This window comes from Gemmatimonadota bacterium (assembly GCA_026706345.1).
GTDB lineage: Bacteria > JAAXHH01 > JAAXHH01 > JAAXHH01 > JAAXHH01 > JAAXHH01.
In genome coordinates, this window is the sequence record JAPOYX010000237.1 from 51,679 (window position 1) to 73,269 (window position 21,591).

Below are 21,591 nucleotides of genomic sequence, written 5' to 3' on the forward strand. Positions count from 1 at the left end.
GGGTTCGGCTACTTCTCCCCGAAACGGGATTCGTGTACAGCACCCTGTCGAATCAATCGTTCGATCTCATCCTCTGCGTAGCCGCATTCCGCAAGCACTGCGCGCGTGTGTTCGCCCCGGACGGGCGGCGGGAGCGGCGCATCGGCGTCCGGCGCGTCCGTACGATACGGCGCTTTCACCTGCCGGCTCTCCGATCGGTCGGACGCCACGAGGCTGTAAAACGGATTTCGATACTGTATATAAGGATCGCGCGGTAGCTCGTCAAGGTTGTAAATGGCCGCACAGGGCACGTCGGCTTCCCCCAGTCGCCGGTCCCATTCCCGGCAGGTCGCCGTGGCAAAAACGGTGCGGAGTTTTTCCTGTATCTCGGCCGCCCTGCTCAACCGCATCACGGAAGACCAGTCCCGCCATTCGTTCAGTCCCAGGACATCGCAGAGGCGGGTCCAGAAATGGTCCTCGTGGATGATCCCCAGGCTGATGTGACGGCCGTCCGAAGTCTCGAAAACGCCGTAGTGCGGAATGTTTCCGAGAAACTGTTCCTGCGCCGCGTCCGGGTCCTGTGCCTCGGCGGCGATATCGAGGGCCATCCAGGAAAGGATGCAGTCGGTCATGGACAGGTCGATGAAACGCCCCTCCCCGGTGGCCGTACGGTGCATCAGCGCGGCGGAGACGGCCAGCGCGGCGTACAGGCCGGAGGACAGGTCCGAAATCAGCACAGGAGGGACCGCGGGCGGATCGCCGCGTCCCAGCAGGCCGCCGATCGCGAGATAGTTGATGTCATGGCCCGTGCGGTTCCGGTACGGACCCTCCTGTCCGAACCCCGATATCGCGCAGTAGACGATGGCGGGATTCAGGTGTCTTGCCGATGGGTAATCCACGCCGAGTCGTTCAGCCACGCCGGGCCGGAATCCTTCCAGCACGACGTCGGCCCGGGTGATCAGGCGGCTCATGACCTCCCGCCCCGCATCGTTCTTCAGATCGATCACGATGTCCCGCTTGCCGCGGTTCACGCTCGCGAAGGCCGGGGGAAAGCCGCGCAGGGGATCGCCGCCGGGCGGTTCCACCTTGATCACCCGGGCGCCCAGGTCGGCAAGCAGCATGGAACAGTACGGACCCGGCAATTGCGTGGTGAGATCCACTACCAGGTAGTCGGTCAGTGCGGGAATCATGAGGGGTCGGACACGTCTTGCACCGCGACGGCCAGCCCGTCGCGCCACGCGTCGAGCTGCGCGAGGCCGTAGCTTTCGTCACCGTGACAGTGCGTTGTCCCGGTAGCCGATGTTCCCCTGTCGTACACGACGATGCAGGGGTCTGTTCCCCGGGTATCGGCCGCCTTGAACCCGGCCGGAGCGAGGGAGACGCGGCGGTCGTAGTCCACCCAGCCTTCCCGTTCCCAGCCTACGGACAGCCAGTGGACGACCCGGGTGCAGTCGTCCCGGAAAGGATTGACCAGGTCCGCCACAATATCGGTCGTGATCACCAGCGATGATCGGGACTGGATGATATGATCCTTCAGAACCTGCGCCGGGGACGCGTCCTGGCTAAGGACGGCTACGGCGCCGGCCCGCATGCATCCCAGGACGGATTCCCACCAGGCAACGCATGCCGGAAGCAGGATGAATACCCGGTGGTCCGGACGCACGCCGTGACGGTACAGCACGTGGGCGACCTTCTCCGAACGGATCTTCAGGTCCAGGAAGGTCACGTCCGTCGCCACGCCGTCGGGCTTTTGCCATTGCAGGGCGACTTTGCCCGGGTCCTCCGCGCACCGATCGACGATATCCACCGCGAAATTGGAAACGGCTTCTGTCATGATATGCAATATTCCGTCTTCACGCGCGCCGGTCGACGATATCCACCGCGAAATTGGAAACGGCTTCCGTCATGATATGCACAATCCTGTCCTTGTAAGCACTATTCCGTCCTCAAGCTCGACGGGCGGACGGTATGCACGATCCCGCCTCCCTGCGTGCGCCTCACCCTGCGTGCGCCGGCCGGGCCGGTCAATCCATCAACAGGCCACCGTTGACGTCCAGGATCTCGCCGGTGATATGGCGCGACCGGTCCGATGCCAGGAACAGCGCCGCCTCGGCCACGTCCCGCGGTTCCCCCTTGCCTCCCAGGGGGATCGCATCCACAAACGATTGATCGTGGTTAGCGGTCAGGGCGGTATCTATGATCCCGGGCGCAATGGCGTTGACCCGTACGCCGCAGGGCGCCAGTTCCCGGGCCAGCGACTTGGTCAGGCACTCGATTCCGGCCTTCGATACCGAGTACGGCGCGCCCGACACCACGCCGCCGGTCTTTCCCGCCACCGAGGCCAGATTGATTACCGCGCCGGACTGCTGCGCCTTCATCGTGGGCAGCAGGGCTTTCGCCAGCAGAAAAGGTCCCTTGAGATTAACGGCCATCACACGGTCCCATTCTTCCTCCGTGCACTGTTCCACCGACCTGAATACGGCCAGGCCCGCGTTGTTCACGAGTATATCCACGCGGCCGGAATCCGCGAGGACGCCGTCCACCAGGGCCTCGATCTCCGCGCCCGACGAGACGTCGGCGCGTACCGCCTTCGCCGCATGGCCTTCCCGATTCAGTTGATGGGCCGTCTCGCCGGCCCGGGCTTCGTCGATATCCACAGCCACGACCGAAGCGCCTTCTTCCGCGAAGATCCCGCATATCGCCCGGCCGATACCCTGTCCGCCGCCGGTGACGATTGCCGTGCGTCCCTGCAGTATCATGAGAGCACCCTTTCCTCGAACATTCTGGTGAATTCCTGTACGTCCAGCGCGGTGCACACCCTGGCGTTGGGTTCGCCCCACCTTGCCGAACGTAGATCGGCGACCGTCATCCCCGTGGTGAGATCACCGGCGGTTTCCACGTCCACCCGCGCGGGCACCAGTGTGACGAGATCTTCCCGAATGGCGACGGCCACGGCCAGGGGATCGTGGAGGAAGCAGCCGTTGACGCCCCGGTTGCGCCGGTGGAACGCGACGTAACGGGCGGTGCAGTCGCGAACGAAAGTCGCCCTGGCGCCTCCCTCCTGCGCATGGCGGTCTATCATTTCGGCGTCCAGGAGCGCCTGCCTGGTCACATCGAGGGGAACGAAGACCAGGGGGATCCCGGAATCGCAGACGATCTGCGCGGCGTGGGGGTCGGCGTGGATGTTGAACTCCGCCACGGGGGACACGTTGCCCCCGGTCTCGAAGGCGCCGCCCATGATGATGATTTGCCGGAGACCCCGCATTCGATCCGGATCCCGCATTATGGCCCGCGCGACGTTGGTGAGCGGGCCCACGGCGACCAGGCTCAGTTCATCCGGGTACCGGCCTGCCCGTTCCAGGATCATATCGACGGCGTGCACGGGACTCACCCGTTGCACCGGATCCGGGTATATGCGGACTCCCTTCGCGTCCTTCAGGCGGGTCACGTCGCCCAGCCCGTCGGTTCCGTGGATATCCCCGGCGAAGGCAAGCTCGCGGACGAGCGGCCGGTCCTCCCCCCTGGCCACTTCCGGCGCGGAAGGGGCATTGAGTACGCCCAACGTGATGTGTATGTTGCGCATGCAGTGGTCGAGGGGCGTGTTGCCGCATACCCCGGTAATGGCCTCGACGTGCAGTTCGGGGGACCGCATGGCCAGCATAATGGCCAGGGCGTCGTCGACCCCTGTGTCGGTGTCCAGGATGATACGGACGGGCATGCGGGCTCCGTCGTGTGAGGGTTCAGGGCCGCTGCCGGTCCTTCAGGGCTGCTGCCGGTCCGCCGGCTCGCGCAGTATGGGATAGTAAGTCGCGTCCTCGAGCACATCATCCATAAGGGCCCACGCGACCAGGCCGTCGTCGGACCGGGGTTCCAGCAGGTAGAAGACCAGCCTGCCCAGTTGCTGGTCTACCGGCACGACCAGCGTGCCGGCTTCCAGCGTCCGGACCACGGGCTCGTACGCGCCGGAAAGAGTCCGCTCGTGTCTTCCTTGGAAGGGCCGCTCGGCCGCCCGCGTCGAATCGATTCTGAATCGCTCCAGCGCCATCTCACGCGGACCGGAGAGTTCCTCGAACCAGACTCCATGGGCCCCGAGCCGTTCGATCACGACGGCCAGGGAGGGTGGCACGAAATAGGTCCTGGGGGCGCGCTCTGTCTCCACCGCGGCGAATTGTCCATACTCGTACATCGAAGTCGGAATCAGCGTTTCTTCCCTGAGATACATGACCTCGCCGGTGTACGGGTTACGGGTTTCCGAGACTTCACCCAGCAGGATGTCGACCGGTTTCGCGGACCGGGCGAACTCGGAACGGACGGCCATATCCCGACCCACGACCGTTTCCAGGTCGACCGTTTCGAGGGTCTGGCGGATCAGGGCCGCGTGCCGGTGGGCGTAGTGCAGGTTCTCCTTCACGAACGCCAGGGTGGCCAGGATGCGCTCTTCAAACGTCGCGTAGGAATAGGCTTCGCTCAGTATGGCGATACGGTTTCGGAGCCCCACGTAGTTGTTGTTGAACCGGGGTCGATGATCGAAGGTATACCAGCCCGGTTCACGGGTCGATCCGGCCCTCGGCACGTTTCCGTAATAGTAGAATTCCCATCCGTAGGTCTCCCGGATGGCGTCGCGCACTTCGGGCAGCCACCGCTCCCGCAACAGGTCGATGATGGGATCGGCGGTATTCGGGTTGAGCGGCGGCGAGTAGGTCAGGTGATAGCCGTGCACGGTGCCGTTGGTCGTGTGGAGATCGATGAGCACGTGGGGATCGTATTCGTTCATGAGCCGCACGAGGGACCGCGCCTCGGGGGCGTCCAGCTTCATGTGGTCGCGATTGAGGTCGAAACCCTGGGCGTTGGGGCGCTGTCCCATGCCCCCTACGGGTCCATGTTGACGGGGCCGGTTGTACAGGCTGATCCGCTCGTTGCCGTCGGCGTTGTAGATGGGTGCCATAAGTACCACCAGCGAATCGGCCCAGTCGGCGTATGCGCCGGAAGCCAGTTCCCGGATCAGCATCAGCAGGGCTTCCTTGCCGCAGACCTCTCCCGCGTGGATGTTCGCCTGGACGAATACCCGCGTTCTGCCGGTCCCGGCAACCTCCCCGGGGGTCGCATCCCAGACGTCGCCATAGACGAGCAGGGGCAATTTCCGGCCTTCGGTCGTGTAACCGAATTCAGTCAGATGGAGCCGGTCGGAGGCAAGCACGGCGGCCCGAAGGAACGACATGACCTCTTCGTACCGCGTCGTCTCGTCGAAATAGGAGAACTCGGCGCGGGTCTGGAGTTCGGAAACATCGTAGTCCTGGGCGGTAGCCGTGTTAACGGCCGCCAGGACCAGCGCCAATGCAGTGAGAAATCGATACATGGGATCGTACCTTGCCCGCAAAGGAGTTTATGGGCATTCATAAACCAGGACGAGTCGGTTTCAGTGCTGCGCTTCTGCGGCGGCGGGTCAATGCACCTGGAAGAACTCGATCACCTCGCCGCTGGGGCCTTTGAAGAAGGCGATGGTCACATCCAGTCCCCCGAGATTCAGGTCTTTCGGCTCGACTGTCACTTCATATCCATGGGCCCGGACATGTTCGATCGCGGCCCGCGTATCCGTCGTGGCCAGGGCGATATGCGTGACCGGGTCGTTGGGCGCTTCGCCTCCCGGCGACGGGGTCTCGCCTGTGGGCTGGAATAACTCGATGTGGCTGCCGTCCCCGGCGTCGAGGAGCATGATCCTGCGCTCCTCCGGTCCGAATTCCGCCACGAATTTCATCCCGAGGACATCCCGGTACAATTGCAGCGACGCGTCCCAGTCCCTTGACTGGATGGCCACGTGATGCGTACCGCAGCCGGGAATCGCCTGGTTCTTCGTTCCCACTGGCATGGGCGTAATCTCCCGTTGTCTTGCCTACCTTGCTATTGCGTCTGGCTGGATGATTTAAGTGCCCTGGCGCTGACGCCCAACACGCCGAGAAACCCCTCGGAATCCTTGTGGTCGAAGTCTCCCACGCCCTCCATGGACGCCGTCGTCTCGGAATAGAGCGAGTGAGGGACGTCTTCGGCCGACACGAAGGACACGCGTCCCTTGTACAGTTCGACCCGGATGGTCCCCGTGGCGAGCCGGTTGAACACGTCCACGGAGGCCCGGAGAGCCTGGGTGGACGGATCGTACCAGTAGCCCTGGTAGATCTGCTCCGCGATCACCACCGAGGTCTGGTCGAAGGTACGCCGCGCGCGACGGTCGAGAATGAGCTGCAGCAGGAACTCGTAGCACTGTCCGAGGAGCGTCATGGCCGGCGATTCATAGACGCCCCGGCTCTTGATGCCAACGAACCGGTTCTCCACCGTGTGGATGCCGATCCCGATGCCGTTTCTGCCGCCGATCCGGTTGGCCGTTTCGATGGCCGACAGCGGCGTGACCGGATCTTCGTTTATCCGGACCGGTACGCCCCGTTCGAATCGAACGGCCAGGAGTTCGGGCTCATCGGGTGCTTCACGGGGATGGACCCCCATGCCGGGCGTGATGAAACCGGCCGGGGTTTCGAGCGACTCGAGACGGCCGGCCTCGTGGGTCAGTCCGAGGATATTGGCATCCGTGGAATAGGGTTTTTCATGGGAAGCCTGTATCGGCAACTCCCGGTTCTCACAGAAGTCGATCATTTCCTTCCGCCCGGGGAAATCGTCCAGGAAAGCCTGATCCCGCCAGGGGGCGTAGACATCTACCGATGGATCGATCATGTTGGCGACGAGTTGAAACCGGACCTGGTCGTTCCCGCGGCCGGTCGCGCCGTGGGACAGGATATCGATGCCGCGCTTCTTGAGCTCGGGCAGCAGGGTCCGCACGGTGATATGTCTGGCTATTCCGGTCGTGTTCCAGTAGCTCCCCTCGTACATGGCCTGGCACTGGATGACCTCGACGCCGGCCCGCGCCAGTTCTTCCTTCGCATCCACGATCACGGCTTCCTTCGCGCCGCACCGCATCATGCGTTCCGCGACATAGTCGATGCGTTCTTCGTCCGGCTGGCCGAGATCGGCCGTAACGCAGACGACGTCGACGTCGTGGTCCGCGAGCCAGCGCGTAACCGTACAACTGTCCAGTCCGCCGGATACCGCCGCCCCGACGGTCCTGCCCTTCAGACTGCTCAGATCCATGATTCGCAACTCCCGAGATAGCCGGTTGGCAAGGTATGCGACCGAAATCTCGAAGTAACGCGCACTCAGGTCAAAAGTCAAGGTACTATTCGGGAATCCGACCCTTCGTCAAGGGCTTTACCATCCGGTTCCCAACCCTACAATTCATTTGCCTTCCCGGGCGGGCGGGCCTATCTTCTTTGGCGGGTTGAAACGGGAGATGAACCTGCGTTTCGGCGTTCGCCTGATCAGGCTTCGGACACTGTTCAACCACCCGTGTCGAGATAGTCGCCAGAGGGAGGATTTCGCTTGGATCTCTTGCGCGAGTTTCATGGTCCGAACGCCGGCTACGTGATCGCGTTGTACGAGCGGTACCTCGAGGATCCCGATTCCGTCGACGCGGCCACCCGTGAGCTCTTCTCCCGGCACGTGCCCTCCCTGGACGGTGATCCTTCCGGCGGGCCGTCTGCTGATTTCCCCGCCTGTCCCGCCGATATCGACCAGATTGTATTCATCGCCAATCTGGCCCAGAACGTCCGCGAATATGGACATCTCGGCGCTCACCTGGATCCCCTGGCCGACCCCAGGTACTTTCCCTATTCCGTTTTCGCGACCGAGGACGACACGGCGCTGGGCGACCCTCTGACGGAACTGGAACTCCAGGCGCAGGGCGTGACGGAAGAGACGATGCGCCAGCTTCCTTCTTCCCTGATCGGCGGTCCGGTGAGCAGACAGTGCGGCAACGCGTCCGAGGCTCTCAGGAGACTGAAGCGCGTCTATTCGTCCACCACCGGTTACGACTACATGCACATCGAAGTCCCTGGAGAACGGGAATGGCTGCAGGAGGCGGCGGAAACGGGGCGGTTCAGGCCCTCGGAGGACAACGACAGCGCGCTGGCCATCCTGGACCGTCTCACGGAGGTGGAGGTCTTCGAGCAGTTTCTGCACCGGACCTTTCCCGGCAAGACCCGGTTCTCCATCGAAGGCCTGGACACCATGATCCTCATCCTGGACGGGGTCATTGCCGAGGCCGCGGAGAACAACACCAGCAACATTCTGATCGGCATGGCCCACCGGGGCCGGCTCAACGTGCTCGCCCATATACTGCACAAACCCTACGAACACATCCTGGCCGAATTCCGGGACCCGGTCCGGCGGGTCAACAAGACCGGAAACGACACGGGGTGGACCGGCGACGTGAAGTATCACAGCGGCGCCCAGCGGATGTACCAGGACGATACGGGCGCGGAAGTGGATCTGCATATCCATCTTGCGCCGAACCCCAGCCACCTGGAAGCCGTCAATCCGGTGCTGGAGGGCATGGCCCGCGCCGCGGGGACGATCGTCAACCTGCCGGGGGACGTCCGGCCGCTGCCCGAGCGGAACCTGCCCATCCTGATCCATGGCGACGCGGCCTTCGCGGGCCAGGGCGTCGTGGCGGAAACCTTCACGCTGTACCGCGTCCCGGGTTTTCGTACGGGCGGTACGATACACCTCATCACCAACAACCAGCTCGGATACACCACGCCGTCGGAACAGTCCCGCAGCACCCTGTACGCCAGCGACATCGCGCGGGGATTCGAGATACCCATTATCCATGTCAACGCCGATGACCCCATGGCCTGCCTGGAGGCCGCAAGGATCGCCTACGCCTACCGCGTCAAGTTCCGCAAGGACTTCCTCATCGATCTGGTGGGGTACCGCCGGCACGGCCACAACGAGGGCGACGATCCTTCGCTCACCCATCCCAGTCTCTACCGGCGGATCGAAGCCCATCCGACGGTGAGGAAGCTGTGGGCCGAACGGCTCGTGTCGGCGGGACGGATCGAGGCGGAAAAGCCGGAGGAAATGGTCGCCGACCGCATGAACGGCATGCAGACGATGCTGGATGAACTGAAACCGGAAGAAGTGCTGGTGGAACCCTACTACAAGACCCCGAGATCGGGCACCGCGAAGCGCACACGCTCTTCCGTTTCCATGCGGCGTCTCAAGAACCTGAATAAAGCGCTCTGGACGTTCCCGGAAAACTTCGCCCTGCATCCCAGGCTGAACCGGGTGATCGAACGGCGGCGGCGGGCGCTGGACGACGTGGACGCACGGAAAATAGACTGGGCCCTAGCGGAGACCCTCGCCTTCGCCTCCATCATCGAGGATGGGGTTCCGGTCAGACTTACGGGCCAGGATGTGGAGCGGGGGACCTTCAGCCAGCGGCACAACGTGCTGCACGACTACAAGACCGACCTGGCCTGGACGCCGCTGCGCCGGCTGCCGCAGGCGCACGCCTCCTTCGAGACGCGAAACACGCCACTGACCGAGTACGCCGCCCTGGGATTCGAATACGGGTACAGCATCCAGGCGCCGGAGCGTTTCGTACTCTGGGAAGCCCAGTACGGCGACTTCGTGGACGGCGCCCAGATCATCATCGACGAATTCCTCGTTTCCGGCCGCGCCAAGTGGGGACAGACCTCGTCCCTGACCATCCTGCTCCCCCACGGATTCGAGGGACAGGGGCCGGATCATTCCAGCGGACTCATGGAACGTTTCCTCTCCTTCGGCGCCGATTTCAATATCCGGGTCGCCAACTGTACCACGGCCTCCCAGTACTTCCACCTGCTGCGGCGCCAGTCGAGGCTCCTGGAGTCCGACCCGCTGCCCCTGATCATCATGACGCCCAAGAGTCTGCTGCGCCATCCGGACGTGGCTTCTTCGGCACGGGAACTGGCGGAGGGAAAATGGAGGCCGATCATCGAAGACGGCAGGGCGGAGGCAAATCCCGAAAAGATCCGCCGGCTGGTGTTCTGCAGCGGCAAGGTGTATGTCGACCTGATGAACGACGAGCAATGGAAAAGCGCAACGCACGCCGCGGTCGTTCGTATAGAACAACTCTATCCGGTGGCGACGGACCAGCTGGTGAAGATCATAGGCCGGTATGCCAATCTGGAGGAAGTCGTCTGGCTCCAGGAAGAACCGGAGAACATGGGCGCCTGGGACTACATCCGCAAGGTCCTGGAATCCGCCCTGGATGGCCGGTGTCCGATTTACCGCGTTTCCCGTCCGCCGAGCGCGGTTCCCTCGGAGGGCTCGACGGCCATTCACAACCGGAACCAGCAGAACCTCGCCAAAATGGCCTTTGCCATGGGCGCATCGGGAAATATCGAGATGAATTGACAGATCGCGGCGCCTGGCGCATCTTGTTCGCTTCGGGGATGAGTCCGGCGATTCGGGCATGTTGTCCGGCATTTCGCGCATGTTGCCGGACACGTCCCTTCCTGCTGGTCGAAAAAAGTTGTATCGCGGATGTCCCGGCGGCTGAAACAGTCTGTCGCAAATGAAATGAATACCCAGGGAGAGTGAAATGGCCATCGACATCACCGTGCCGCAACTGGGTGAATCCATCGTGGAAGCAACCGTCATCCAATGGTTCAAAAAGGAAGGCGATTCGGTTACGGTGGGCGAGGCGCTCCTGGAACTGGAAACCGAAAAAGTCACGCTCGAGGTAAACGCCAACGATAGCGGCGTCCTGACGCGCATCGAACGGGCGGCGGGCGAGGACGTCCAAATCGGCGACCTGCTCGGGGTACTCGACGATAGCGCCGCGGCCGATGCGACGGAGGCCGGCGCGGACACCCCTGACGCGGAGGCCCCGGATGCGGCGAATGAAGCCGAAAGGCCGGTGGACGATACGGACGAGCCTGTCACGGCAGTCGCCGGCGACGCGGGTACTGAGGAGCAGCCCGAGGCCCTTTCGGACGACCGGATAACCCCCGTGGCGCGGCGCATGGCGGACGAAGCGGGCATATCCCTTTCCGGCGTGGAAGGGACGGGGATGGGCGGTAGAATACGCCGGGAGGACGTGGAACGGGCCGTAACGGAACGAAAGGAAAAAGCGGTTGCCGAGACGGCGGGGCCGGACGCGCCTGCCGAGACATCCGCCGATCCGGTACGGGAGACCGTCGAACCGAAAACGGGTGCCGGGGAAACCATGCGTCCGACCGGAAGCGCCGCCGGCGCCGGGACGGCCGATGACGAACGGGAGGAGATCGTACCCATGTCCCGGCGGCGTCGCACCATCGCCAGCCGGCTCGTGGAAGCGCAGCAGACCGCGGCGATGCTGACGACCTTCAACGAGATCGACATGAGCACGGTGATGACGATACGCCGCAGGAACCGGGAGGCCTTCGAGGAACGGCACGGCGTGCGGCTGGGATTCATGTCCTTTTTCGTCAAGGCCGTGATCGGGGCGCTCAAGGACTTTCCGGAGCTCAACGCCGAAATCCGCGGGGACTCGATCGTCAGGAAACACTACTACGACATCGGGATCGCGGTGGGCGCCGAAGACGGGCTCGTGGTACCGGTCCTGCGGGACGCGGACCGTATGTCATTCGCGGAGATCGAGAGCAATATCAGACAGTACGCGGCAAAGGCGGGCGAGGGCAAACTGTCGCTGGAGGACCTGCGCGGGGGCACCTTTACGATTACGAACGGCGGGGTTTTCGGTTCGATGCTGAGCACGCCCATCCTGAACCCTCCGCAGGTGGGCATACTGGGACTCCACCGAATCGACGACCGGCCCGTGGCCGTCGACGGAGAGGTGGTGATCCGGCCCATGATGTACGTGGCGCTGAGCTACGATCACCGGATCATTGACGGCCGGGAAGCCGTGCAGTTCCTGGGAAAGGTAAAGTCCCTGATCGAAGTGCCCGCGGCTTTGCTGCTCGAAGTGTGAAGTTCTGACGGAGATTTACCTGATTCCGGGAGGGGCTGATGGCCTGGTGGGTCTGGATTATTGGCGGCGTGTTGCTCTGTCTGGCCGAGATGGCCACGCCGGGCGCCTTTTACCTGCTGTTCTTCGGCGTCGCGGCGCTCGTAGTCGGCGTGCTGGCCTGGGCGGGCCTGGTGGAGACGACCTGGGTTCAGTTTCTCCTGTTTTCGGTCTTTTCCATCGCCTCTCTCGTCCTGTTCCGGCGGACACTGACCGAAAGGCTGAATCCTCAAGAGCCCGCCACGAAGATCAACACCCTGGAGGGAGAATCCGGCAGGGCCCTTGAGGACATCCCGGCCAGCGGCACCGGCAAGGTGGAAGTGCGGGGCACGGGCTGGAACGCCGTGAACAAGGGCGAATCGCTTATCGAAAAGGGACAGGCCTGCGTGGTCGAACGCGTTGAAGGCGTTTCACTCTGGGTAAAGGGCGCGTAAAAGCCCGGATGGTAGCGGGGGTTATGTACGACCTCGCCCGTTTCTAATCGCGCCGGAAGGAACCTGTAATGGAAGGTCTGATAGTAACCATCGTCGTCGCGGTCGCGGCGATCATATTCCTGAGAAACCTGATCATCGTCGTGCCGCAGCAGGAAGCCCGCGTGATCGAAAGGCTGGGCAAATACAGCAAGACGCTGAACGCCGGTTTCTACATCCTGTTGCCCTTCGTGGACCGGGTAGCCTACCGGCACACGCTGAAGGAGCAGTCCATCGACATCCCCGAACAGCTCTGCATCACGCGGGACAACGTCCAGGTCGGCGTGGACGGTGTACTCTACATGCAGGTGCTGGACGCCGAGCGGGCTTCCTACGGCATAGCCGATTACGACATGGCCATCACGCAACTCGCCCAGACCACCCTGAGAAGCGAAGTCGGGAAGATCGACCTGGACAAAACCTTCGAAGAGCGGGGCGCCATCAACTTTGCCGTCGTCAGCGAACTGGACAAGGCGTCCGATCCCTGGGGCGTAAAGGTCCTGCGGTACGAAATCAGAAACATCAATCCGCCCCGGGACGTCCTGGAAGCCATGGAGAAACAGATGCGGGCGGAGCGCGAAAAACGGGCGGCGATCCTGAATTCGGAGGGGATGCGCGACTCCAACATCAACCAGGCCGAAGGCGAGAAGCAGAAAGTCATCAAGGAATCCGAGGCCAAGAAGCAGCAGCAGATCAACGAGGCCGAGGGCGAAGCCCAGGCCATCCTCACCGTCGCCAACGCCACGGCCGAGGGCGTCCGCGCCATAGCGGGCGCCATCAAGTCGGATGGAGGCGACGAGGCCGTGCAGCTGCGGGTGGCCGAGCAGTACATCGAAACCTTCGGCAACCTGGCCAAGTCGGGCAACAGCCTGATCATACCCTCCAATCTCAGTGACGTCAGTTCCATCATCGCGTCGGCCATGTCCGTGATCAAGCACGACCGGGCGGCGGACAACGGCGACCGGGCGGCGGACAACGGCGACCGGGGACGCGTCTAGCTTACGACCACACGCGGTCCGGCCAAGTCCGACGGCGCCGGGCTACGTCCGAAGGCGCCGAGCCACGTCGGAAGGCGCGCGGCTTCGCGTTTGTCGGCCGCGCCATCAACCACTGGAGGACCCCGGAGCGTTTCGATACCATGTCCAACCGACCGAAGATCGCCGCGATCACGACCATCTACCACCCCTATGCCCACACCCAGCACATTGTGGACCGCTTCCTGGAGGGATACGGCTGGGCGGGCCGGCACCACCACCCGCCCATGGACCTGGTATCCCTGTACGTGGACCAGGTGCGCGAGAACGATCTCAGCAGGGACCGGGCCGCCCGGTTCCCCCAGATGAAGATATACCCCACGGTCGCCGACGCCCTAACCCTGGGCGGGGATTCGCTGCAGGTGGACGGCGTCCTCCTGGTGGGCGAGCACGGCGAGTATCCGGCCAACGAGAAGGGGCAGCGGCTCTATCCGCGTTACGAACTGTTCCGCGAGATCGTGGAGGTATATGAAAGCAGCGGCCGGTCCGTTCCCATTTTCAATGACAAGCACCTGTCGTGGAACTGGGATTGGGCCAGGGAGATGTACGACACGTCGCAGCGGCTGGGATTCGCCTTCATGGCGGGGTCGAGCCTGCCGGTGACCTGGCGGACGCCGTCGGTCGACATGCCGCTGCACGCCGAGGTGGAAGAGGCCGTATGCGTATGCTACGGCGGGGTCGACAGCTACGACTTCCACGGCCTGGAGACCCTGCAGTGCATGGTCGAGCGGCGAGGCGGCGGCGAGCCGGGCGTAGCCTGGCTCCACGCCTGGCGCGGCGAGGCCTTCTGGGAAGCCTACCACGACGAAGAGTGGTCCCGCGAGCTATTCGAAGCGGCACTCTGTCGCAGTCACACGCTGAAACCCTCCCGCGACGGCTTCAACAACATCTTCCCGACCATCAACGAGATGAAGCGGATGGTGGAAGACCCCGTGGCCTATACCTACGAGCACCGTGACGGGCTCAGGTGCACCATGATCCTCTTCAACGGACTGGTGGAGGATTTCAATTTCGCGGCGCGCCTCGCGGGCCGGAGCGAGCCGCTGTCGACGCAGATGTACCTGCCCATGCCGCCCGCGCGCACCTCGCTGGCCAACTTCTTCTCGCCGCAGGTCAACAACGTGGAGCAGATGTTCCTCACCGGCGAGGCCGCCTATCCCGTCGAGCGGACCCTGCTGACGACCGGCCTGACCGCGGCTGGGGTCGACAGCCTGCACGAGGGACAGGTTCGGTTGGAAACGCCCCATCTCGACGTCGCCTACCCGGCGCCCGAAAACTCCACGTTCTGGAGATATTGACATCATGCCCAAACGGCTCGCCGTGATCAGTTCCATCTACACGTATCTGTCCCACACGCAGCATTTCGCGGACCGTTTTCTCGTCGGCTATCCGCGGTCCGGCCGTTGGCACAGGCCGGACGTGGAGGTGGCGTCGCTCTACGTCGACCAGCGGCCCGAAGGCGACCAGAGTGTCGGCCGCGCCCGCGAGTTCGGCTTCGAGGTCTACCCCACCATCGCCGAAGCGCTGCGGTGCGGCGGGGATTCCCTGGCGGTGGACGGTATTCTCATCATCTGCGAACACGGCGACTATCCGAACAACGAGAAGGGGCAGAAACTCTACCCGCGGTACGAGATGTTCAAGGCCTGTGTCGAGGTGTTCGAGCAGGACGGCCGCGCGGTGCCGGTCTACAACGACAAGAACCTGTCCTACAGCTTCGACAGGGGGCTGGAGATGGTGGCCGATTCGAAGCGGCTCGGCTTTCCCGTGCTCGCCGGATCGAGTCTGCCGGTGACCTGGCGGCTGCCCGAACTGGAACTCCCGCTGGAATGCGATATCGAGGAAGCGTTGATGGTGGGTGTCGGCGGTTCGGACGCCATGGATTACCACGCCCTCGAAGCCATGCAGTGCATGATCGAGCGGCGCAGGGGAGGCGAAACGGGAGTCAGGACGGTGCAGATGATCGTGGGTGACGAAGTCTGGGAAGCGGGCGAGCAGGGACGCTATTCAGTAGAATTGCTGGAATCGGCGCTGTCCCGCTGCGACAGTCCGAAGGGGCTTACGGAGGAGGACGGCCGTACCCAGGACCTGCTGGGCACGGGAGAGTTGCGCCGTCTCGCCGAGGAGCCTGCCGCGTACTTCATCGAACACGTGGATGGACTGCAGACCACGCTGCTCATGCTCAACGGCGCCATCGGCGACTACTGTTTCGCCGCCCGTCTGAAGGGCGAACCCGATCCGAAGTCGACCCAGTTCTTCCTGCCGCCCACCCCGCCGGTCACCTATTCCGCCTGCCTGGTGTCGAGGATCGACGAGATGTTCGAGACCGGCGTGTCTCCGATCCCGGTGGAACGGACGCTCACCGTCTGCGGCATCCTCGACCACTGCCTCACGTCGAAGCAGCGGGGCGGCATCCGCCTGGAGACGCCCGATCACCGCGTGCAGTACCGGGCGCCGGCCCGGCCGCAGCACTGCGGCGCCGCCCAAGACGGATATACTTCCTGAACCGGATCAGCGAAGATCAGATGAACGAGCCTTTCCGGCTCGCCGTGGGCTCCGCTCAGCAGAACCAGGCCTCGGTCAGCCGGGGAACGCGCCGTCGTTTGACCGGGAGGTCTTGAAAAGGCCGCTCCGTGGGCGCCTCGACGCCCGCCGCTTCCGCCGCCAGGCACCTGATCCGGTGGAACAAACTTCGATTGTCTCTTTCCTCTCCCGAGGCGTCCGCCTCCTCCACGAGACGGGAAACCCGTTGATGCAGACGGTCCATGCGCGCATCGCCATGGCGCCACGTGTAGGTGAACCCGGCTTCATCCAGCGCGCCGATCCATGACCGGGTATCCGGTTCAGCCAGCAGGGCCGACCCCGGCGGTACGAGCAGGCGGATGCTATACTGCACCGGGTCGACGTGGTCGACCAGGTCGTGGACTTCGACGAAATCCAGCAGATCCAGGTAGTCGTCCAGCGTCGTCCAGGGCGTGAAAGCCACCAGCGAGGGCCGCATGGGAATTTCCGCGTCGCGCAGGACGGCGAGGGCCCGGACGATATCGTCTCGTGTGTGTCCTTTCCTGAGGCGCTCCAGCACCACGTCGCTGACCGATTCCACGGCCGATACGACGAAAATGCCGCCCAGATCCCGGGCTTCGGAGAAAAAGGACGCGTGCCGGAGGATGTGTTCGATCTTGGTGGTGAAGTCGAAGGTGAGGCCGGGGTGGGCGTCGCTCATCCTGCGCAAGATACGCAGGACGTGGGTGGGGCCGTTCAGGAAATCCGGGTCCCCGAAGGTGATATGCCGGGCCCCCATGCGCACCTGCTGGTCCACGTCGGCGAGCACCACGTCGGCGGGCACGGCGAAGAACCGGCCGTTGTACACGGGCGTGATCGGGCAGTGCAGACAGGTATGCAGGCAACCGCGCGTGGTCTCGGTGTAGCCGGCGGGAAGCGATTCCACGCCGTTGTCCAACTGGGCGTACCGTTTCAGACCGGGCAGCGTATCGCGGTCCGGGACCAACCAGGTCTGGCGGGAGAGATTCGGAGCGGCAGCCGCACCGCCGGCCGACGCGGGACCTCCGGCTGAAACTGGACCGCCCGCCGATGCGGGACCGCCGGCCTTTGCGGGACCTCCGGCCGCCACTGACGGTTCGCCACCGCACAACCGGCCGACCAGATCGCAAAGCGGCTGTTCAAACTCTCCGCCGATCACCGAGTCGGCCCCGTGGGACAGGAGATAATCGGCGTTCAGGGTGGCATAGAGTCCGTAGAAGCAAAGATGCGCGCCGGGGTTGAGTTTCCGGATACGGCGCGACAGGTCCATCCCGACCCGCATCGCCGTGTGCATGGGCACCGAGATTCCGATGAAACCGGCCCGGCGGACGATATCCTCCGGGACCGGCTCGATCGCGGCATCGACTACGGCGACGTCATATCCTTCGGACTTCAGGCGGGCGGCGGGTGAGGCCAGGCTGAAGGGTTGATGGCCCAGTTCATAGCAGGAGATGAGCAGGATATCATCGTCACGCTTCATGATGAAACCACGGGACGGCGGCGACGACCGGGGTTACTTCGTCTGAGGGGGACGGTATCCCGGCGGCATCTCGGCGCCTTCGCCAAAGAAGAACTCTTCCAGGTGCCGGTCGTAGACTTCCTGGCCCTCGGTCGTGGCGAGATTCAGGCGGTACTCGTTGATGACCATGACCGAATAGTTGATCCACATCTGCCAGGCCTGTTTGGATATGTTATCGTAGATGCGCTGGCCGAGTTCGTTGGGGAAGGGGACGAAGTCGAGTCCTTCCAGTTCCTCGTTGAGCTTGGCGCATTGGACCATGCGGGCCATGCCGGGCCTCCTCGTAACGGGCGTAATCTTCGCTGATCATATGCCGGTCGGTATCGCTTGCGTTACAACACAGGCTATATACCGGTCCGCCCATTGTTTGTCAAGTTGGCCGTGGACGAGACCCGGCATCGAAACAAAGCGCCCGGAGATCGAAGCAAGATTCCCGGACATCGATGTGAAGCGTCCGGCATCGATGTGAAGCGTCCGGCATCGATGTGAAGCGTCCGTCTCGAAGCGAAGCGCCCGGACCTCGCGGCAAAAACTCCCCGTCTCGAAGCGAAACTCCTGGACGAGGGCCCCGCCCAACCCGTCCGGGGGCCTCCGATGTTTCGCCGCATTCCGCTTCAGTCCTCGATGTATTGCGACAGCACCGCGTCCATGGCGGCATTGCCGGTGGGATAGCGTCCTTCCGGGACACTGAGCCCATGGTCGAGCAGTAGACCGAGCGCGTCGGGGTATTCGCCTTTGTCCCGATTCCACTGGCAGTGAATCACGGTGTGAATCGGGTCCTGGAAGTATCCGCCGATGGGTTCGGTGGAGACGTCCCGCCGGAGAAGGAAATCGACCATTTCGGGATTTCCCTTGCACAGGGCCCAGTAGAGGGGCGTGGCATCCATCCAGCCCCGGGCGTCCACCGGCCAGCCGAGTTCCGCCATGAGACGAACCGCGTCCCAGTTGTCCACCTGGCCCACGTGACTGATCAGGGTCCGGTCATCGTCCGTCAAGGCGGCCAGGTAACGATCTTTCAGGTGCTCCACGGTTTCGAGATCCGCATTGCCGCACGCGACTACGAAGCGATCGTATTCGGACATGGGGGACGGCACCGCGCCATGCCGTTGGAGGAGCGCTGCGACCTCACCGCGGCCGAGCCGGAGGGCGAAGTCGAGCGGCGTGTACCCGACGATCCCGAGCGCTGTGCTCTTTCCGGTAGACGTGCGGGCGTTGGGGTCCGCCCCGGCTTCCAGGAGCGCGCCGATCACTAAGGCCGAGTTGTTTCTCTTTACGGCCCAGTGCAGGGACGTTTCCCGGTCGGCGGGATGGATGGCGTTGGGATCGGCGCCCTGGTCGAGAAACCACCTGATGCCCTCGGTCCAGTTCATGTCCATGACATGCTTGATGCAATAGGAAACAGCTTCTGCGTCCAGCCCGTTCGCCGCGACCGTCTCCAGCAGTTCGAGATTGAACTTCTCGCAGGCGTGGTACAGGGACTCGTTGTCGTTGGGATTGGCGCCCGCGTCCACCAGCACCCGGGCCGCCGGCACGCAGTTGTTTTCCACGCATCCGTAGAGGGCCGACTCCTTCCAGTCGTCATCGTTCACCCAGTAGCTGTCCGGATCGGCGCCATGCCGCAGCAGGAGTTCCAGAACGCGGACCATGGCGTCGGCACGCTCGGAAAGAAAGCAGGACCACGCCGCGTGGAGGATCGGGGTCCAGTCTTTCGGGCCGCCCTTCGTCGTGGCCGCGGCGGGATCGGTCTCCAGGATGTCTGTGACGGCATCCACGTCCCCGGCTGCGCAGGCGGCGTGGATATCTCCCCGGGTAAGTTCCGGCGCCGATTCGAGCACGGCCTCGGCGCGTTTCCGGTCGCCCCATACCCAGGCGGAGGACAGAAACATCTCCCGCTTTTCATCCAGGTTCCTTGCGACGATTTCGAAGTGGATCTTGAGATGGGGCCAGGACCCGAACCCATTTTCCCTGGCGATGGCGTGATAGGCGTCCGACAGCACGAGACGGCCACGCCGCGCTCCGGTGGCCGACCGGATTCTGTCGACGGCATGTTCTTCGCCGCTGCGCGCAGATTTCAGAAGCGTTTTCGCCTGCAGCCTGAGATGGCGTATATCGGGATTGGAAGGCAGGGAGGACATGGAACCTCCTTCAGGCGATCATGAGACCGCCGGAACACCCGTGCGTCCGCCGAACGGGCAAGAAGAAGGTTGCCACGGCAGATGGGAACCGATACAGGTGAACTTGTGTTCTTTCCGCGGACGGGCGGCGTCCTGCACACGCCGATTACTGGCAATATACAGGCGCCACAGAAGGCGCGTCAAGAGAAAGCGTCCGGCGGAACGAGGGCGGAAAGATGGCGGACGACAGCTGGACCTCAGTCCGGGTTGTGGCTCCAGGCCGGCAAGCGCGCCGGCTTGACGCGGGCGCCTTTTCCCGTTACTTATCGCATCAGTCATGATCTATCGGGAATTCGAAACGCACGCCAGTCTGGCCCCCTACGTTCAACTCGTTTGGATGATGGAGTCCGAGCACGAGGGCGACCACGCGCCGAAATCGCTCATCGTGCCGGACGGCATCGTGGAGATCGTTTTACACTACGGCGATCCGTGGATCACGACCGTGGCGGGTGGGAAAAGCATGGTCCAGCCGCGGAGTTTCGCGATCTCCCAGATGCGCAAGTACATAGAAATCGAGTCCAACGGAAGGACCGGCTTCGTGTCGGTACGCTTCTATCCGTGGGGCGCCTACCATTTCTTTGACCGACCCGTCAGTGGTTTTCTGGACGACACGGTGAGCACCCGGACACTTTGGCCGATGCATTACGAAGATTTGATGGAGAAACTCCGCAAGACACCGGGCGGCGCGGACTTCGCCCGTGTCGTGCAGGAGTTCCTGCTGGACCGGCTGAAGGAGCACCGCAGGGATGATGGCGCGCTCGACGAAGCGGTCAAGCTCATCCGGTCCGGCGGCGGGCAACTATCCATAGAAGAGGTCGGTGAACGCGTCGGTCTATCCAGAAAGCAACTGGAAAGGAAGTTCGCGTCTACGGTCGGCACGACGCCAAAGACCTTTGCCCGAATCAGCCGGTTCCTGAACATCTGCCATCATCTGGACAGGTACCGGGGAAAGACGCTGACCCATCTGGCCCACGAATGCGGGTATTTCGATCAGGCCCATTTCATCCGGGAGTTCAACGCCTTTACCGGGTTTACCCCGAAGGCGTTCTTTGAAAAAAACAACGTGAAATTCGCGGAACTTTAGCCCAATGTCTCTTTTTTACAATTTTAACGCGCCGCGTGTTGTATCTTTTATCATGACAGTTATTTGACGTTGGCGAATCCGTCACCCGCGCGGTGGCTTACAGCAAGGAGACCTATCGTGAAACTGGTACCCTATCTGGCATTCAACGGACAATGCGAGGAGGCGCTCGGGTTTTACCGGGACTGTCTCGGCGGCGAGTTCGTTACCATAAGCTACTACAGCAGGGACCAGGACATCGGCATGGAAATCCCCGACCACATGGTGGGACAGGTCATGCACGTGTCTCTCCGGTTCGGCGATAATGTGATCATGGGGTCCGACCATATTGAGACGGTCCCTTCGGATACCAACATCTCGTTGTCGATCGACTTCGCGAGCGTGGATGAAATCGAGCAGGCGTTCAACGCCATGTCCGCCGGCGGCGAGGTGACCATGCCGCTACAGGATACTTTCTGGGGTGCTCGTTTCGGAACGATCACGGACAAATTCGGCACAAACTGGATGTTCAACTGTCACCTGAATACACCGGAGCAGCCGTCATGAAGCGCGTACCATTGGGTTTGATCGCCGGCGCGGTGCTCGGCCTGCTGGACGGGCTGTCCGCTTTCCTGATTCCCGAGGCCCAGGGCATGATGACCGAGATCATCGTGTGGGGAACGGCGAAGGGCCTGGTCACGGGTCTACTGGTCGGCGTTATAGCGTGCAGAGTCGAGGGGGTCGGCAAGAACGTGATGGCCGGCGGCGCGGTGGGCGCGGTCCTTTCTCTTCTCGCGGCGGTCTCCACGGGATCCTACGTCGAGATCGTGCCTCCGGGGATTGTCGTCGGGTTGCTGGCGGGCCTGGTCGTTTCGAAATGGGGAAAGTAAACCCGGAAACAGTTGAGGGCTCACTAAGACGGGGCGTCGTTCGATTCGACAG

The 21,591-nt window shown here is 63.1% G+C and carries 19 protein-coding genes; 9 read left to right on the plus strand and 10 right to left on the minus strand.

The window, feature by feature from the left end; translation table 11 throughout:
- Nucleotides 1–8: 8 nt before the first annotated feature.
- The 7 genes from OXG98_17025 to argG all read right to left on the minus strand — a co-directional run bounded on the left by OXG98_17025 (nt 9) and on the right by argG (nt 7,113).
- The gene (locus OXG98_17025) at nt 9–1,169 is read right to left on the minus strand and encodes a CaiB/BaiF CoA-transferase family protein (protein MCY3773712.1); all 1,161 of its coding nucleotides are present in this window, start codon (nt 1,167–1,169) and stop codon (nt 9–11) included.
- Nucleotides 1,166–1,813: an AMP-binding protein gene (locus OXG98_17030; protein MCY3773713.1), complete on the minus strand. Its 648-nt coding sequence runs from the start codon at nt 1,811–1,813 to the stop codon at nt 1,166–1,168. The genes OXG98_17025 and OXG98_17030 overlap by 4 nt, the downstream gene beginning before the upstream one ends.
- A 190-nt stretch (nt 1,814–2,003) precedes the next feature.
- Nucleotides 2,004–2,738 (minus strand): SDR family NAD(P)-dependent oxidoreductase, encoded by a 735-nt coding sequence (locus OXG98_17035; GenBank protein MCY3773714.1) that lies wholly within the window; start codon nt 2,736–2,738, stop codon nt 2,004–2,006.
- On the minus strand, nt 2,735–3,697 hold the full coding sequence (locus tag OXG98_17040; protein ID MCY3773715.1) for a nucleoside hydrolase: 963 nt from the start codon (nt 3,695–3,697) through the stop codon (nt 2,735–2,737). Before OXG98_17040 ends, OXG98_17035 begins: the two co-directional genes overlap by 4 nt.
- 42 nt (nt 3,698–3,739) lie before the next feature.
- A complete protein-coding gene (locus OXG98_17045; protein MCY3773716.1) occupies nt 3,740–5,335 on the minus strand; it encodes a M14 family metallopeptidase in 1,596 nt (531 codons plus the stop codon).
- An 87-nt stretch (nt 5,336–5,422) separates the two neighbouring features.
- The gene (locus OXG98_17050) at nt 5,423–5,845 is read right to left on the minus strand and encodes a VOC family protein (protein ID MCY3773717.1); all 423 of its coding nucleotides are present in this window, start codon (nt 5,843–5,845) and stop codon (nt 5,423–5,425) included.
- 32 nt (nt 5,846–5,877) lie between these two features.
- Entirely contained in the window at nt 5,878–7,113 is a 1,236-nt protein-coding gene (gene argG, locus OXG98_17055) for an argininosuccinate synthase (GenBank protein MCY3773718.1), read from the minus strand.
- 288 nt (nt 7,114–7,401) lie between these two features.
- Here argG and OXG98_17060 point away from each other — a divergent pair, with 288 nt between their 5' ends.
- The 6 genes from OXG98_17060 (at nt 7,402) to OXG98_17085 (ending at nt 15,860) form a co-directional block, all read left to right on the plus strand.
- Nucleotides 7,402–10,260, plus strand: a complete 2,859-nt coding sequence (locus OXG98_17060) for a 2-oxoglutarate dehydrogenase E1 component (protein MCY3773719.1) — start codon at nt 7,402–7,404, stop codon at nt 10,258–10,260.
- A gap of 187 nt (nt 10,261–10,447) precedes the next feature.
- A complete protein-coding gene (gene odhB / locus OXG98_17065) occupies nt 10,448–11,818 on the plus strand; it encodes a 2-oxoglutarate dehydrogenase complex dihydrolipoyllysine-residue succinyltransferase (GenBank protein ID MCY3773720.1) in 1,371 nt (456 codons plus the stop codon).
- Between the two features lie 38 nt (nt 11,819–11,856).
- Nucleotides 11,857–12,288, plus strand: a complete 432-nt coding sequence (locus tag OXG98_17070; protein ID MCY3773721.1) for an NfeD family protein — start codon at nt 11,857–11,859, stop codon at nt 12,286–12,288.
- 68 nt (nt 12,289–12,356) lie between these two features.
- Complete coding sequence (locus OXG98_17075; GenBank protein ID MCY3773722.1) at nt 12,357–13,322, plus strand: paraslipin; 966 nt, start codon at nt 12,357–12,359, stop codon at nt 13,320–13,322.
- Nucleotides 13,323–13,462: 140 nt separating this feature from the next.
- Nucleotides 13,463–14,656 (plus strand): hypothetical protein, encoded by a 1,194-nt coding sequence (locus OXG98_17080; GenBank protein MCY3773723.1) that lies wholly within the window; start codon nt 13,463–13,465, stop codon nt 14,654–14,656.
- Nucleotides 14,657–14,660: 4 nt separating this feature from the next.
- A complete protein-coding gene (locus OXG98_17085; protein MCY3773724.1) occupies nt 14,661–15,860 on the plus strand; it encodes a hypothetical protein in 1,200 nt (399 codons plus the stop codon).
- 55 nt (nt 15,861–15,915) lie between these two features.
- Here the strand turns inward: OXG98_17085 and OXG98_17090 are convergent, their stop codons facing one another.
- From OXG98_17090 to OXG98_17100, 3 genes are all read right to left on the minus strand, one after another.
- Nucleotides 15,916–17,376, minus strand: coding sequence for a CUAEP/CCAEP-tail radical SAM protein (locus OXG98_17090; protein MCY3773725.1), 1,461 nt, complete (start codon nt 17,374–17,376; stop codon nt 15,916–15,918).
- 33 nt (nt 17,377–17,409) lie between these two features.
- Entirely contained in the window at nt 17,410–17,685 is a 276-nt protein-coding gene (locus OXG98_17095) for an oxidative damage protection protein (GenBank protein MCY3773726.1), read from the minus strand.
- A 344-nt stretch (nt 17,686–18,029) separates the two neighbouring features.
- On the minus strand, nt 18,030–19,550 hold the full coding sequence (locus OXG98_17100; protein ID MCY3773727.1) for an ankyrin repeat domain-containing protein: 1,521 nt from the start codon (nt 19,548–19,550) through the stop codon (nt 18,030–18,032).
- Between the two features lie 316 nt (nt 19,551–19,866).
- On the opposite strand from OXG98_17100, the gene OXG98_17105 reads away from it, so the two are divergent.
- The 3 genes from OXG98_17105 to OXG98_17115 all read left to right on the plus strand — a co-directional run bounded on the left by OXG98_17105 (nt 19,867) and on the right by OXG98_17115 (nt 21,539).
- Entirely contained in the window at nt 19,867–20,673 is an 807-nt protein-coding gene (locus tag OXG98_17105; GenBank protein ID MCY3773728.1) for a helix-turn-helix transcriptional regulator, read from the plus strand.
- 117 nt (nt 20,674–20,790) lie between these two features.
- Nucleotides 20,791–21,216 (plus strand): glyoxalase/bleomycin resistance/extradiol dioxygenase family protein, encoded by a 426-nt coding sequence (locus OXG98_17110; protein ID MCY3773729.1) that lies wholly within the window; start codon nt 20,791–20,793, stop codon nt 21,214–21,216.
- The gene (locus OXG98_17115) at nt 21,213–21,539 is read left to right on the plus strand and encodes a hypothetical protein (GenBank protein ID MCY3773730.1); all 327 of its coding nucleotides are present in this window, start codon (nt 21,213–21,215) and stop codon (nt 21,537–21,539) included. Before OXG98_17110 ends, OXG98_17115 begins: the two co-directional genes overlap by 4 nt.
- Nucleotides 21,540–21,591: the final 52 nt, after the last annotated feature.

What these genes read in the sequence shown, in the direction of transcription:
- OXG98_17025 (MCY3773712.1), bottom strand. Translation starts at nt 1,169, where the DNA reads ATGATTCCCGCACTGACCGACTACCTGGTAGTGGATCTCACCACGCAA.
- OXG98_17030 (MCY3773713.1), bottom strand. Translation starts at nt 1,813, where the DNA reads ATGACAGAAGCCGTTTCCAATTTCGCGGTGGATATCGTCGATCGGTGC.
- OXG98_17035 (MCY3773714.1), bottom strand. Translation starts at nt 2,738, where the DNA reads ATGATACTGCAGGGACGCACGGCAATCGTCACCGGCGGCGGACAGGGT.
- OXG98_17040 (MCY3773715.1), bottom strand. Translation starts at nt 3,697, where the DNA reads ATGCCCGTCCGTATCATCCTGGACACCGACACAGGGGTCGACGACGCC.
- OXG98_17045 (MCY3773716.1), bottom strand. Translation starts at nt 5,335, where the DNA reads ATGTATCGATTTCTCACTGCATTGGCGCTGGTCCTGGCGGCCGTTAAC.
- OXG98_17050 (MCY3773717.1), bottom strand. Translation starts at nt 5,845, where the DNA reads ATGCCAGTGGGAACGAAGAACCAGGCGATTCCCGGCTGCGGTACGCAT.
- argG (MCY3773718.1), bottom strand. Translation starts at nt 7,113, where the DNA reads ATGGATCTGAGCAGTCTGAAGGGCAGGACCGTCGGGGCGGCGGTATCC.
- odhB (MCY3773720.1), top strand. Translation starts at nt 10,448, where the DNA reads ATGGCCATCGACATCACCGTGCCGCAACTGGGTGAATCCATCGTGGAA.
- OXG98_17070 (MCY3773721.1), top strand. Translation starts at nt 11,857, where the DNA reads ATGGCCTGGTGGGTCTGGATTATTGGCGGCGTGTTGCTCTGTCTGGCC.
- OXG98_17075 (MCY3773722.1), top strand. Translation starts at nt 12,357, where the DNA reads ATGGAAGGTCTGATAGTAACCATCGTCGTCGCGGTCGCGGCGATCATA.
- OXG98_17080 (MCY3773723.1), top strand. Translation starts at nt 13,463, where the DNA reads ATGTCCAACCGACCGAAGATCGCCGCGATCACGACCATCTACCACCCC.
- OXG98_17085 (MCY3773724.1), top strand. Translation starts at nt 14,661, where the DNA reads ATGCCCAAACGGCTCGCCGTGATCAGTTCCATCTACACGTATCTGTCC.
- OXG98_17090 (MCY3773725.1), bottom strand. Translation starts at nt 17,376, where the DNA reads ATGAAGCGTGACGATGATATCCTGCTCATCTCCTGCTATGAACTGGGC.
- OXG98_17095 (MCY3773726.1), bottom strand. Translation starts at nt 17,685, where the DNA reads ATGGCCCGCATGGTCCAATGCGCCAAGCTCAACGAGGAACTGGAAGGA.
- OXG98_17100 (MCY3773727.1), bottom strand. Translation starts at nt 19,550, where the DNA reads ATGTCCTCCCTGCCTTCCAATCCCGATATACGCCATCTCAGGCTGCAG.
- OXG98_17105 (MCY3773728.1), top strand. Translation starts at nt 19,867, where the DNA reads ATGATCTATCGGGAATTCGAAACGCACGCCAGTCTGGCCCCCTACGTT.
- OXG98_17115 (MCY3773730.1), top strand. Translation starts at nt 21,213, where the DNA reads ATGAAGCGCGTACCATTGGGTTTGATCGCCGGCGCGGTGCTCGGCCTG.